The organism is Allosphingosinicella sp. (assembly GCF_035626655.1).
GTDB lineage: Bacteria > Pseudomonadota > Alphaproteobacteria > Sphingomonadales > Sphingomonadaceae > Allosphingosinicella.
Window position 1 is genome coordinate 176,039 of the sequence record NZ_DASPNF010000022.1, and the last position, 11,816, is coordinate 187,854.

The 11,816-nt window shown below is 68.6% G+C and carries 14 protein-coding genes; 9 read left to right on the plus strand and 5 right to left on the minus strand.

The window, feature by feature from the left end; translation table 11 throughout:
• Positions 1–68: 68 nt before the first annotated feature.
• From rpsU to VEC11_RS17740, 3 genes are all read right to left on the minus strand, one after another.
• On the minus strand, positions 69–275 hold the full coding sequence (gene rpsU, locus VEC11_RS17730) for a 30S ribosomal protein S21 (protein ID WP_010126124.1): 207 nt from the start codon (positions 273–275) through the stop codon (positions 69–71).
• A 136-nt stretch (positions 276–411) separates the two neighbouring features.
• On the minus strand, positions 412–1,728 hold the full coding sequence (locus VEC11_RS17735) for a DEAD/DEAH box helicase (RefSeq protein ID WP_464135400.1): 1,317 nt from the start codon (positions 1,726–1,728) through the stop codon (positions 412–414).
• A 243-nt stretch (positions 1,729–1,971) separates the two neighbouring features.
• Positions 1,972–2,388: a surface-adhesin E family protein gene (locus VEC11_RS17740; RefSeq protein ID WP_464135402.1), complete on the minus strand. Its 417-nt coding sequence runs from the start codon at positions 2,386–2,388 to the stop codon at positions 1,972–1,974.
• Positions 2,389–2,500: 112 nt separating this feature from the next.
• Between VEC11_RS17740 and VEC11_RS17745 the strand changes: the two genes are divergently transcribed.
• Positions 2,501–2,911, plus strand: coding sequence for a VOC family protein (locus tag VEC11_RS17745; RefSeq protein WP_464135404.1), 411 nt, complete (start codon positions 2,501–2,503; stop codon positions 2,909–2,911).
• 5 nt (positions 2,912–2,916) lie between these two features.
• Here VEC11_RS17745 and VEC11_RS17750 read toward each other — a convergent pair whose 3' ends face one another.
• Positions 2,917–3,930, minus strand: coding sequence for a magnesium transporter (locus VEC11_RS17750; RefSeq protein ID WP_464135407.1), 1,014 nt, complete (start codon positions 3,928–3,930; stop codon positions 2,917–2,919).
• An 87-nt stretch (positions 3,931–4,017) separates the two neighbouring features.
• The gene (locus VEC11_RS17755) at positions 4,018–4,833 is read right to left on the minus strand and encodes a crotonase/enoyl-CoA hydratase family protein (RefSeq protein ID WP_464135410.1); all 816 of its coding nucleotides are present in this window, start codon (positions 4,831–4,833) and stop codon (positions 4,018–4,020) included.
• A 29-nt stretch (positions 4,834–4,862) separates the two neighbouring features.
• Here VEC11_RS17755 and VEC11_RS17760 point away from each other — a divergent pair, with 29 nt between their 5' ends.
• The 8 genes from VEC11_RS17760 (at position 4,863) to VEC11_RS17795 (ending at position 11,787) form a co-directional block, all read left to right on the plus strand.
• Positions 4,863–5,417, plus strand: coding sequence for a (2Fe-2S)-binding protein (locus VEC11_RS17760; RefSeq protein WP_464135412.1), 555 nt, complete (start codon positions 4,863–4,865; stop codon positions 5,415–5,417).
• 114 nt (positions 5,418–5,531) lie between these two features.
• The gene (locus VEC11_RS17765) at positions 5,532–6,422 is read left to right on the plus strand and encodes an RcnB family protein (RefSeq protein ID WP_464135414.1); all 891 of its coding nucleotides are present in this window, start codon (positions 5,532–5,534) and stop codon (positions 6,420–6,422) included.
• A gap of 145 nt (positions 6,423–6,567) precedes the next feature.
• The gene (locus VEC11_RS17770; protein ID WP_464135417.1) at positions 6,568–7,836 is read left to right on the plus strand and encodes a metal-dependent hydrolase family protein; all 1,269 of its coding nucleotides are present in this window, start codon (positions 6,568–6,570) and stop codon (positions 7,834–7,836) included.
• A gap of 10 nt (positions 7,837–7,846) precedes the next feature.
• The gene (locus VEC11_RS17775) at positions 7,847–8,545 is read left to right on the plus strand and encodes a prolyl hydroxylase family protein (protein WP_464135419.1); all 699 of its coding nucleotides are present in this window, start codon (positions 7,847–7,849) and stop codon (positions 8,543–8,545) included.
• Between the two features lie 70 nt (positions 8,546–8,615).
• Complete coding sequence (locus VEC11_RS17780; protein ID WP_464135422.1) at positions 8,616–10,439, plus strand: DUF885 domain-containing protein; 1,824 nt, start codon at positions 8,616–8,618, stop codon at positions 10,437–10,439.
• A gap of 40 nt (positions 10,440–10,479) precedes the next feature.
• Entirely contained in the window at positions 10,480–10,887 is a 408-nt protein-coding gene (locus VEC11_RS17785) for a hypothetical protein (protein ID WP_464135426.1), read from the plus strand.
• 14 nt (positions 10,888–10,901) lie between these two features.
• On the plus strand, positions 10,902–11,321 hold the full coding sequence (locus tag VEC11_RS17790; RefSeq protein WP_464135429.1) for a DUF5655 domain-containing protein: 420 nt from the start codon (positions 10,902–10,904) through the stop codon (positions 11,319–11,321).
• 43 nt (positions 11,322–11,364) lie between these two features.
• Complete coding sequence (locus VEC11_RS17795; protein WP_464135432.1) at positions 11,365–11,787, plus strand: hypothetical protein; 423 nt, start codon at positions 11,365–11,367, stop codon at positions 11,785–11,787.
• Positions 11,788–11,816: the final 29 nt, after the last annotated feature.

An 11,816-nucleotide genomic window follows, 5' to 3' on the forward strand; every position in this document is an offset into this window, starting at 1 on the left:
AAACGAGAACGGGCGGCGATTGATTATCGCCGCCCGGTCATGAAGCCAAGCTTGGAAGCGGGCGGCCCTTAGCGGACGCCGTCGCGCTCCGCCCGCTTGCGCTCGAGCTTGCGCGCGCGCCGGATCGCGGCGGCCCGCTCGCGGGCGCGCTTCTCCGACGGCTTCTCGTAATGACGGCGGAGCTTCATCTCGCGATAGACGCCCTCACGCTGCAGCTTCTTCTTGAGCGCCCGCAGCGCCTGGTCGACATTGTTATCGCGAACGATGATTTGCATAAAAGGCTCGCCACTCTTTCTTTTTAAGTGCGTCGTAAAAAGTCGTGAAAACGGATTCGCCGCAGGCAGGGCCCGCGGCGCAGGCCGGTGCCCCTAGCAGCACCTCCCTCTGAAAGCAAGCTTCAGCGCCAAAGTCCTAACGACTCGCGCGGCGCCGGGAGCCGCCCATCGGCTTCACCTTGTGCGCATGCTTGCCGCGCTCGCCCTTGGGGCGGGGCTGGAAGCGGCGCTGCTCGTGCCGCGGCTGGTGCTCCTCACGGGCCGGCGTGGTCCGCGTCGCCTTGATCCGCTGGGCCTCGGCGACGAAACCCTGCGGCAGCGGCTCGACCGCGATCTTCTGCCGGGTCAATTTCTCGATGTCGCGCAGATAGGGCCGCTCGTCCTCGGCGCAGAAGGCGATGGCGATGCCGTCATTGCCGGCCCGCGCCGTCCGCCCGATCCGGTGGACATATTGCTCCGCCACGTTCGGCAGCTCGAAATTGATCACGTGCGACACGCCCGAGACGTCGATGCCGCGCGCGGCGATGTCGGTGGCGACGAGGATGCGGACCTCGCCCTGCTTGAACAGAGCCAGCGCCCGCTCGCGCTGCGGCTGGCTCTTGTTGCCGTGGATCGCGTTCGCGGCGATGCCGTTGCCGGCGAGCAGTTTCACCACCCGGTCCGCGCCATGCTTGGTGCGGGTGAAGATCAGCACCCGGTCCATGTTGCCGCGCGGCCCGAAGCCCCAGCGCAGCATCATGGTGAGCAAAGCCTGCTTCTCCTGCTGCTGCACGAAGGTGACATATTGCTCGACGCGCTCCGCCGTCGTCGATTGCGGCGCGACCGAGACCTGCACCGGGTTCGGATCGTTGATGAACTGGGCGGCGAGCTGCTGGATCGCCTTCGGCATGGTCGCCGAGAAGAACAGGGTCTGCCGCTTCGCGGGCAGCAGCCGGACGATCTTCTTGAGATCGTGGATGAAGCCGAGGTCCATCATCTGGTCCGCCTCGTCGAGGACGAGGATCTCGACCTCGCGCAGGGTCAGATGGCCCTGCTCGACCAGGTCGAGCAGCCGGCCCGGGGTCGCGACCAGCACGTCGACGCCGCGCGCCACGTCCTGGCGGTTCTTGTTGATCGAGGTGCCGCCGAACACGGTGGCGACGCGGATGCGGCTATATTCGCCATAGGCGCGGGCGCTGTCGGCGATCTGCCCGGCCAGCTCGCGCGTCGGCGCCAGCACCAGCATGCGGCAGGCGCGCGGGCTCGCGCGGCGGTTGGCCGCAGCCAGGCGGTCGATGCTTGGCAGCATGAAGGCCGCGGTCTTGCCGGTGCCCGTCTGGGCGATGCCGAGCAGGTCCCGGCCCTGCAGGACCGAGGGAATGGCCTGCTGCTGGATCGGCGTCGGCGTGTCGTAATTCTTCGCGGCGAGCGCCTGCAGAAGGGGCTGCGAGAGCCCGAGGGATTCGAATGACATTGGAATGAAAACTCACAAATGTGCGGCACGCAGGCAGCCTCGACGGGCGCACCACGTGCGGCGGGTTCTGAACGACCCGCGTGAAAAGGGAAGCTCTTAAAAAAACCGAGGCGGAGCCGAAATCCCGAAGGACCAGTTCACGCTGCATGACGCCTCGCTGGGCGGGCATATGGATGCTGCAGTGCAAAAAGTCAAGGAAATGCGCGGAAAAGGCCGGCCACGGGCCAGAACGGCGCCCCGGGCCTAGCCCGGCCACTCGTTGAAGCAGGCCGCGCGCAGGTCAGCATCCGCCGTGGAGCCGGCCCGCACCGGCTCGATCTGACCATCGCCGTCCTGGCGGACGACGACCGCTGCCCCGAGCATCGCATAGGCCTCCAGCGTCTGCAGCGTCCTCGCCCGGCAATCCATCTCCATGAAGGAGCCGATCCGGTCGTAGCGCGTGCCGTCCGAGAAGCTGCGGGTCTCGCCCATGCGGATCTCCCGCCTGAAGCGCACCTTGTCCCCGGTGCGCCGGAGCGAGGACGTATCGATGAACGCCCGCTGCTGCCCGGCGCGGCTGGCCGGCCGCCAGCTCTCCTGCGCAGAGGCGGGAAGCGCCGTAGCGAGCAGCGCCGCCAAACAGGCCGCGGCCGGCATTGCGCTCTTCAGGATCTGTCCCATCCCCTTCCCCCTTCTCGCCCCGAACCTGCACCGGGCGTCCCGGTCTGGCAAGCGTCGCGGACCCGGAGCGGCCGGCAGGCGTTGGCGGGCAAAGCCCTGCTGGAGAAGCATCATGGAACTGCATCGCGGCCGCCTGCTCGACCATCTCCATCTCCATGCGCGCGACCTGGACGCAGCGAAACGCTTCTACCGCGCCTGCCTCGGGGCGCTCGGCATCCCGATCGTCGAGGAGGCGGACCATTTCTACGCGGACGAGCTCTGGGTGGACCAGGGCGAGCCCGCCACCGCCGTCCATTTCGCCTTCCAGGCGAAGGACCGGGACCAGGTCGACGCCTGGCACGCGGCGGTGCTGGCCGCGGGCGGCCGGGACAATGGCGCGCCGGGCGAGCGGCCCTATCATCCGGGCTATTATGCCGCCTTCGCCTTCGATCCGGACGGCAACAATGTCGAGGCGGTCTATCACGGCCCCGCGGAGCGCTCGGCCGAGAGCGTGGCGCTGCGCTTCGAGATGCCCGGCGGCTGAGCCGCCTAGAGCAGGAGCAAGGTCGCGAAGGTCAGGAACATGCCCATGCTGGCAATGTCGCTGGCGGTCGTGAGGAAGATGCCCGAGGCGGTGGCGGGATCGGCGCCGAGCCGCTTGAGGGTGAGCGGGATGACGGCGCCTGCGAAGCCCGCAATGGTGCAGCTCCCGACCATCGCCACCAGCACGGTGAAGCTCAGCATCAGCGGTTCGGCCTCGCCCTTCGTCGAGGCATAGATGAACATGCCCAGCGCAGCGGTGAGCCCGACGAGCAGGCCATTGAGGAAGCCGAGCGCCGTCTCCTTCACCATCAGCCGCCCGGAAAGGGCCGGCGTCAGCTCGCCGAGCGTGATGCCGCGCAGCGCGACCGCCAAGGCCTGGAGGCCGGTATTGCCGGTCTGTCCGGCCATGACCGGCAGGAAGACGGCGAGCACGACCAGCTGGTCGATCGTGCTCTCGAACATGCCGACGACCGCGGCCGCGCCGAAGGCGGTGAGCAGGTTGATCTGCAGCCAGGGATGACGAAGCCGGAGGCTGCGCAGGAAGGGCGTGGCAAAGCGCTCCTCCTTGTCGACACCGACCATCTTACCGGACTGGGCGGAGATCTCGATCGCCTGGTTGCGAAACAGTTCCTCGCCGCGGATCAGGCCCTTGAGGTGACCGCCGGAGTCGCAGACCGGATAGACGGGATAGTGCCGGCCGACCGCCGCCTTCAGCGCCTCGTCCAGCTCCATGTCCTCGGTGAAATAATAAGGCTCCTTGAGCATGATCGCGTCCAGCCGCGTCTCCGGCGTCGCGAGCAGCATGTCGCGCATCACCACGACGCCGACCAGCCTGCCGTCCTCCTCGGTGACGTAGCAATAGGTGATCATCGCCGAGCGGGTGAGCTCGCGCAGCTCCTCGACCGTGTCGGCGACGGTCATGTCCGGGTTGAACACCCCGAGCGCGGGCGACATCAGGTCGGCGACCTTCGCGTCCTCGTCCTCGCTGTCGGTCAGGTTCTTGAGCGGCTGTTCGGTCATGGCCGCGGACACTGGCCGATCAAGGCTTTGGGAACAAGCGCATCTTTTCCCGCCCGGTCGCGTGACGGAACACTTTGGTCGAAGGGGTCAGTCGTCGAGCGGCGGGAAGCTGGCCTCGGTCCTGCCCAGCCGCGCGCGGACCGCCTCGCCCAGGTCCGCGGTCGCCAGCGCCGCTGCGTTCCACAAGGCGACGTCGCGCAGCCCCTCCTCGACCGGCCGGCCGCGGCTGTGGTTGAGGTTCTTCTTGGCGCCGGCGACCGCGAGCGGCGACTTGGCGGCGATCGTCCGCGCCAGCGCGAGCCCGGCGGCGACGACTGCGTCGCGGTCCGCCTCGATCCGATTGGCGAGGCCGATCCGCACCGCCTCCTCGGCGTTCACCCGCCGCCCGGTATAGGTCAGCTCGCGCAGCAGGCCCTGCGGGATCAGATAGCCGAGCCGCTGCAGCGTGCCGAGATCAGCGGTGATCGCCACGTCCACCTCGGCGATCTGGAAGAAGGCGTCGGCGCTGGCGAGGCGGATGTCGCAGGCCGAGACCAGGTCGACGCCGGCGCCGATGCAGCCGCCATGCACGGCGGCGATCACCGGCGGCCGCGCCTGCTCGACCGCGGTGAAGCTGTCCTGCAGCCATTCGATGTGGCGGAGCTTCGCCTCCGCCGCCCGGCCCGCATCCGTGGCCGGCCTGAATTGCGAGGCCGCATATTCGAGGTCGAGCCCGGCGGTGAAATGCCTGCCCTGGCCGCTGAGCAGGATCGCCCGCACCGCCGGGTCGCGGCCGAGCGCGCGGAAGGCGTCGCCGATCGCGGCGAACATGTCCCGGTCCATCGCGTTGAACTTGTCGGGCCGGGCCAGCTCCACATGGGCGACGCCGCCGTCGATCCCAACGCTCAGTCGGTCGCTTCCCATCGCCGCCCTTCCCCGTCTATCTCCTGGCGATGAGCAGCTTTACCGTGAACGGACAGCCCGTCCACTACCGGATGGACCCGGAGACGCCCCTGCTCTGGGCGCTGCGCGACGCTTCCAACCTCACCGGGACCAAATATGGCTGCGGCACCGGCCATTGCGGCGCCTGCATCGTCCATGTCGACGGCAATGCGGTGCGCTCCTGCCGGGTGCCGATCTCGGCGCTGGAGGGCAGCTTCGTCACCACGATCGAGGGCCTGTCGGGCGACCGCTCGCACCCGGTCCAGCAGGCCTTCATCGCCGACATGGTCGTGCAGTGCGGCTATTGCATTCCCGGCGTGATCATGGCCGCCGCCGCTTTGATCGACCGCAACGACAGCCCGACCGACGAGCAGATCGACGCGGCGATTGCCAATCTCTGCCGCTGCGGCATCTATCCCCGCCTCAGGGAATCGATCCGTCGCGCGATCCGCATCAAGACCGGGCGGGAGCAGGCCGCGGGCGCGCCGCCGCCCCGCGTCGCGCCGGCCGATGCGGCCCGCGAAGTCCCCGCGCTCCGCCCCCAGCCGCGCCAGCCAAGACGTTGAGTTTCTGTCCGCTTTCTGACGTTCCGGTTCAGCAACCGCTCATCCGCGAATCGGCACAAGCCGTCTTATGAACGGGCGGCGCATGGCCGCCGGGGAGCGAAGGAGTCGAATTCGATGCGCAAGGCATTGATTGGTATCATTCTGGCCGCGACCGCGATGACGTCGGTGGCGGCCGAAGCCCAGCGGGGCAATCGCGGCGGCAGCCGCGGCGAGCGCAGCTGGTCGGGCAGCAACAATGGCGGTGAGAGCCAGCGGGCGCCGCGTTCCGAGCGGGCCACCGAGTCGCAGCCCAGCCAGCCGCAGCAGCAGGAGGCACCCCGCCCGCGGCCCAACCCTCAGGTCGCCCAGAGCCCGCGCGGCGACGGCGGCAATCGCGGCAACTGGAACCGCGGCGGCAACAATGACAGCAACCGCGGGGCCCGCGGCGATCGCGGCGACCGTGGCGGCTGGAACCGCGGCGGTGGCGGCGGCGACGGCGAGCGCCGCACCCGGCGCCAGCAGCCGAGCGTCTATCCGCAGGCCTGGCAGGGCAATCCGAACGATCCCCGCCTGCAGCATTATCGCGACCTCGAGCGCCGCAACCAGGCCGAGGGCCGCCGCGGCGACCGCGACGGCCGGCGGGGCGACTGGCGCAATGACCGGAACGACCGCCGCGACTGGCGGGGCGACCGCGACGGCCGGCGCAATTGGCGCAACGACTGGAACCGCGGCTGGCGCAACGACAATCGCTACAATTGGAGCGGCTGGCGGAGCCGCAACCGGCACATCTTCCACCTGCGGCCTTATTATTCGCCCTACCGGAACTGGAGCTACCGCCGCTTCTCGATCGGCCTGTTCCTCGACTCGCTGTTCTACAGCCAGCGTTACTGGATCGCCGATCCCTGGCAGTATCGCCTGCCGGCGGCGCCCTACGGCACGCAGTGGGTGCGCTACTATAACGACGTCCTTCTCGTCGACGTTTACACCGGCGAGGTCATCGACGTGATCTACGACTTCTTCTGGTAAGGACCGCTTCGCGCAGTCTGAAGGCAGAGACGTCCCACGCGAGGGAACGGGAAGCCCGGATCGGCCCAGCCGCTCCGGGCTTTTCGCTTGTCAGGGCTCCGCCCCCTGTCGCATGAATTCGCCCGCTTTCTCGGGGGATTCGCCGATGCTCGCCCGCCTGCTCGCCCTGCTCCTGCTCCTCGTCGCCGGTCCTGCCGCGGCGGAGACCATCGTCATCCATGCCGGCCGCGTGATCGCCGATCCGGCGCGGCCCGCGCTCGGCCCCTCGACGATCACCGTCGTCGACGGCCGCATCCAGGGCATTGCGCCCGGCCTCAACCCGGCGCCGCAGGGCGCGCGCCTCATCGATCTCCGCTCGAAGACAGTGCTGCCGGGCCTGATCGACATGCACGTCCATCTCTCCGGCAATCCGGGCGGCGACTATCGCGACGAGGCGGTCGACTCGGACGACTATGCCGTGGTGATGGGCGTCCGCAACGCGATCACTACCCTGCGCGCCGGCTTCACCACGGTGCGCGACCTCGGCTCCGGCCCGCAGGTCGGCTTCGCTTTGTCGCGGGGCACGCGCGAGGGCCTCTTTCCGGGTCCGCGCATCGTCGCGTCCGGCCCCGCAATCTCGATCATCGGCGGCCATGGCGACGTCTCCGGCTTCCGCCCCGACGTGATCGAGGCGCTCTCCGCGAACAATACCTGCACGGGCCCGGTCGAATGCGCCGCGCTCGTCCGCCGCAAGGCGCGCGAAGGCGCGCAGGTGATCAAGTTCACCGCCACCGGCGGCGTCCTCTCGCAGCAGGGCGCCGGGCTCGAGGCGCATTTCACGCCCGAGGAGATGCGCGCCATCGTCGTCACCGCGCACAGCCTCGGCCTCAAGGTCGCCGCCCATGCCCATGGCGCCCGCGGCATCGAGGCGGCGGCCCGGGCCGGCGTCGATTCGATCGAGCACGGCACCTTCGCCGATGCCGCCGCGATCCGCGCGATGCGCGAGAACGGCACCGCCCTGGTGCCGACCCTGATGGCCTTCACCGGCGTCCGCGAGGGCCTCGCCCGCAATGCCTTTACGCCCACGGTCGCGGTCAAGGCACGCGAGGCGCTGGAGCATCTGGGCGAGGCCGTGCGGCTTGCGCGGGCGGCGGGCGTGCCGGTGGTGTTCGGCACCGACGCCGCCGTCTATCCGCACGGCCGCAACGGCGAGGAATTCGCCCAGCTCGTGCGTTATGGCGGGATGAGCCCGGCCGAGGCGATCGCCTCCGCGACGACCGGGGCGGCCCGCCTGCTCGGCCTGGAGAATGAGATCGGCCGGATCGCGCCCGGCCTGTCCGCCGACCTGATCGCGGTCGAGGGCGACCCCTTGACCGACGTCACCCGTCTCGAACATGTGGATTTCGTGATGGTCCGCGGACGGACCCTGGAGTGAAGGCTTAAAGATGGCAACGCAGCCCGGCAGAGCGACCAACGACATCGATTACCGGATCACCCTCGGCGCCTATGTGAATGCGCGCCTGCAGGTGAATCCCAAGGCGTTCCGGATCCCCTGCAACAATCTGCTCGACATCTACATCGTCCGCGACTTCCTCGACGAGCGGGACTGCCGCGAGCTGATCGCACTGATCGACGCCGACAATTCGCCCTCGCAGCTCCTCTCCTACAATGGCGACCAGGAGTTCCGCACCAGCCACAGCTGCAACGTCGACCCCGAGAACGAGACGGTGAAAAGGGTCGAGGGCAAGATCACCGGCCTGATGGGCATCGATTCGACCCATGGCGAGACCATCCAGGGCCAGCGTTACGAGGTCGGGCAGCAGTTCAAGCCGCATTACGACTTCTTTCACAAGGGCGAGGCCTATTGGGAGGACATGATGCGCTCGGGCGGCCAGCGCACCTGGACGGCGATGGTCTTCCTCAACGACGTCGAGGGCGGCGGCGAGACCAATTTCACCAATTGCGCGGCCAAGGTGACCCCGCGGCGCGGCAATCTGCTCTGCTGGAACAATATGGACGGGATCGGCCAGCCGAACACCTATGCCATGCACCAGGGCTGCCCGGTCACCGCGGGCACCAAATATATCATCACCAAATGGTACCGGGAGCGGCCCTGGGCCTATACGGAGACGCCCGTCTATTGAGCGCTTGCCAGCGGGCGGTCCGGCGTCTTAGGGTGGCAACACAGTCCAGCCTCCCTCGGAACCCGCGCATATGACCCTCAAAGCCCTTCTGCTCGCCGCTACCCTCCTGTCCGCCGCCGCGGTTCCCGCCGCCGCCCAGAACACCGCCGCCCCGGCCGCCGCCGCGCCCGCCAGGAACGAGGCCGGCGCGCGCCTCAGGCAGCTGTTCCACGAGAGCGACGAGGCCAATCTCCGCCGCAACCCGATCAGCGCCCTGTTCCGCGGCGACTTCCGCTACGCCGATCGGCTCGGCGACTATATGAGCGACGCTTATTATGCGGCCGAGCGCGAGGCCGCCGAGCAGGAGCTCGCGGCCCTGCACCGGATCGACCGCAACCGGCTCAACGCGACCGACCGGCTCGCTTATGACGTGTTCGAATATCAGCGCCGCGAGGACCTGGCCGACGTCCAGCCGCAGATGCTGGCGCTGACCGCGGTCCGACCGCTCAACCATTTCTCTGGCTTCCACACCTTCTACCCGGTGCTCGCCTCCGGGCGTAGCGCGGCGCCGTTCCGCAACGTCCAGGATTACAACAACAACGTCTCGCGCCACCGGCAATATGCGGTGCTGATCGACCGGGCGATCGGCCGCTTCCGCCAGGGCCTCGCCTCCGGCGTGGTCGAGACCAAGCTCACCATCCGCAACGTGATCGACCAGCTCGACACGCAGCTGCGCGACGCCCCCGAGGCCTCGCCATTCTTCGGCCCCGCGCAGAACTTCCCCGAAGGCGTGCCGGAGGCGGACCGCGCGCGGCTGCGCGCCGAATTGCTGGCGGTGATCCGCGACCAGGTCTTCCCGGCCTACCGGCGCCTCCGGGCCTTCCTCAACGACGAATATTTGCCCCGCGCCCGCGACGGCGTCGGCCTCTCCTCCATGCAGGGCGGCGCGCAGCTCTACGCCCGCCTCATCGAGAAGAACACGACGCTGCCGATGAGCGCGGACGAGGTCCACAATCTCGGCCTCAGCGAGGTCGCCCGCATCCGCGGCGAGATGGACGCGATCCGCCGGCAGACCAATTTCAGCGGCACGCTGGCCCAGTTCTTCGAATTTATCCGCACCGACCGCCGCTTCGAGCCGCAGAGCCGCGAATGGATGCGCGAGCGCTATTACGAGATCGGCCGGCGGGTCGACGCGCGCATCCGCGAATATTTCTCCACCATCCCGCGCAGCCGCCTCGAGATCCGCGAGGTCGAGGCCTTCCGCGAGCGCACCGAGGCGGGCGGCTCCTACCAGGACGGCACGCCCGACGGCAGCCGGCCCGGCATCTTCTACTACAATGCCTATGACCTGCCCTCGCGGCGGACCTCGGGCATGGAGACGCTCTACCTGCACGAGGGTTCGCCCGGCCATCACTTCCAGATCATGCTCGCCGCGGAGAACGAGGCGCTCCCCGCTTTCATGCGCTTCGGCGGCAACACCGCCTTCGTCGAAGGCTGGGCGCTTTATGCGGAGACACTCTGGGACGAGCTCGGCATGGAAACCGACCCCTATCAGCGCTTCGGCGGCCTCAACGACGAGATGCTGCGCGCGATGCGCCTCGTCGTCGACAGCGGCATCCACGCCAGGAACTGGACCCGCGACCAGGCGATCCAGTACATGCTCGACAATAGCGGCATGAGCCGCACCGAGGTGGTCGCGGAGGTCGAGCGCTACATCGCCATCCCCGGCCAGGCGCTGGCCTACAAGGTCGGCCAGCTGACGATCCTGCGCCTTCGCGCCGAGGCCGAGCGGGCCCTCGGCCGCCGCTTCGACCTGCGCGACTTCCACGCCCAGGTATTGATGACCGGCTCGCTGCCCATGCCGGTGCTCGAGCGCAAGATCAGGGACTGGATCGCCGAACGGCAGCGGGGGTGACAAGCTTTACGGCCGGGCACGCATGACCTAGTCTCGGGTCATGCGAGCGCCCCTCCTCGCCTTCGCGCTGATCGCGGCTCTGGTCGCGGCGTCGCCCGCCACAGCCTGCAGTCGGCCACCCCCCTTTACCGACGCCCAGATCGAGGCGTTCGTGCTGGGCGACTATCGCGCCGCTGCCGGCCTGGTCGAGATCGAGGTGCTGACCGACGCAACCTTCGAGACGCCCGGGACCGCCCGGGTGGTGCGCGTCCACAAGGGCGATGTCGCAGTCGGCCGTCTCTACCGGATGCGCGGCAACAGGGATTCCTGCAGCCCGGGCAATTTCATGACCGCCGGTATGCGGGGCTGGATGTATGTCGGCGCTTCGGAGCCGGAGGAATTCCCGGGTCTGCTCAGTGCCGACGCGATCCGCATCCTCCGCCGCAACGGCGTCGAGCTGCAGCGCTGAACGCCCGGTCCGAATTGTGGACCTGCCCGGCTTGCGGCCGCGGCTTCGCCAACCGCAACCAGAGCCATGCCTGCGGCCGGCACGATCTCGCCGCGCATTTCGCGGGCAAGTCGTCGAACGTCCGCGCGATCTACGACGCCTTCCTGGCGATGCTGGAAGGCTTCGGCCCGGTCACCGTCCTGCCCGAGAAGACCCGGATCGCCTTCCAGGTGCGCATGTCCTTCGCCCAGCTCACCGTCAGACGCGACTGGGTGCTCGGCCATCTCATTCTCGCCCGCCGCGTCGAGGATCCCGTCTTTACCCGCGTGGAGAGCTTCTCGCCCCGCAACCACCTTCACGCCTTCCGCCTGGATGCGCCGGATGAAGTGGCGCGCGTGAAAGGCTTTGCACGCGAAGCCTATGCCGTCGGAAAGCAGGAGCATCTCGGCCGCTGATAAGCCGATTGGCATCGGAGATGTGATAGTGTATCATTGGCGCATGAGAAAGCTCGCCATTCTCGCCGGCCTGGCGCTGGCGCCCCTTGCCATCCCTGCCGCCGCTTCGGCCTGTTCGCCGATCCCGAACTACCGGCCGCCGAGCCGGGCAGAGCAGGAACGCGGCGTGCGCGAGGGCTTCCGCCGCGCGCATGCGGTGCTTGAAGTGGTGGCGGAGACCGGCTCATCCTATCCCCGTCCCGGGCGGATGCGCGTGCTCCGCGTTTACAAGGGCAATTATCGCGCCGGCGCGCGGTTTGCGGTCACAGGCGTGCCGGGATCGATGTGCGGCGCCGGCGACGTTCCCGCCGGCGCGCGCGGTATCATAATGATCCATCATCCGGGCGATCGCATCACCTTCCAGGGCTTCGTCGCGCCCGCCCATGTGGCGATGCTCCGCCGCGCGGGCCTGCTGCCGGCGCGCTAGGCCCGGCCGATGAAAGGACGTAGAATGGC

Excerpts from the sequence above, each read along its gene's own strand:
- VEC11_RS17760 (WP_464135412.1), top strand. The coding sequence starts at position 4,863 with ATGAGCAGCTTTACCGTGAACGGACAGCCCGTCCACTACCGGATGGAC.
- VEC11_RS17795 (WP_464135432.1), top strand. The coding sequence starts at position 11,365 with ATGAGAAAGCTCGCCATTCTCGCCGGCCTGGCGCTGGCGCCCCTTGCC.
- VEC11_RS17735 (WP_464135400.1), bottom strand. The coding sequence starts at position 1,728 with ATGTCATTCGAATCCCTCGGGCTCTCGCAGCCCCTTCTGCAGGCGCTC.
- VEC11_RS17740 (WP_464135402.1), bottom strand. The coding sequence starts at position 2,388 with ATGGGACAGATCCTGAAGAGCGCAATGCCGGCCGCGGCCTGTTTGGCG.
- VEC11_RS17775 (WP_464135419.1), top strand. The coding sequence starts at position 7,847 with ATGGCAACGCAGCCCGGCAGAGCGACCAACGACATCGATTACCGGATC.
- VEC11_RS17770 (WP_464135417.1), top strand. The coding sequence starts at position 6,568 with ATGCTCGCCCGCCTGCTCGCCCTGCTCCTGCTCCTCGTCGCCGGTCCT.
- VEC11_RS17785 (WP_464135426.1), top strand. The coding sequence starts at position 10,480 with ATGCGAGCGCCCCTCCTCGCCTTCGCGCTGATCGCGGCTCTGGTCGCG.
- VEC11_RS17780 (WP_464135422.1), top strand. The coding sequence starts at position 8,616 with ATGACCCTCAAAGCCCTTCTGCTCGCCGCTACCCTCCTGTCCGCCGCC.
- VEC11_RS17755 (WP_464135410.1), bottom strand. The coding sequence starts at position 4,833 with ATGGGAAGCGACCGACTGAGCGTTGGGATCGACGGCGGCGTCGCCCAT.
- rpsU (WP_010126124.1), bottom strand. The coding sequence starts at position 275 with ATGCAAATCATCGTTCGCGATAACAATGTCGACCAGGCGCTGCGGGCG.
- VEC11_RS17765 (WP_464135414.1), top strand. The coding sequence starts at position 5,532 with ATGCGCAAGGCATTGATTGGTATCATTCTGGCCGCGACCGCGATGACG.
- VEC11_RS17745 (WP_464135404.1), top strand. The coding sequence starts at position 2,501 with ATGGAACTGCATCGCGGCCGCCTGCTCGACCATCTCCATCTCCATGCG.
- VEC11_RS17750 (WP_464135407.1), bottom strand. The coding sequence starts at position 3,930 with ATGACCGAACAGCCGCTCAAGAACCTGACCGACAGCGAGGACGAGGAC.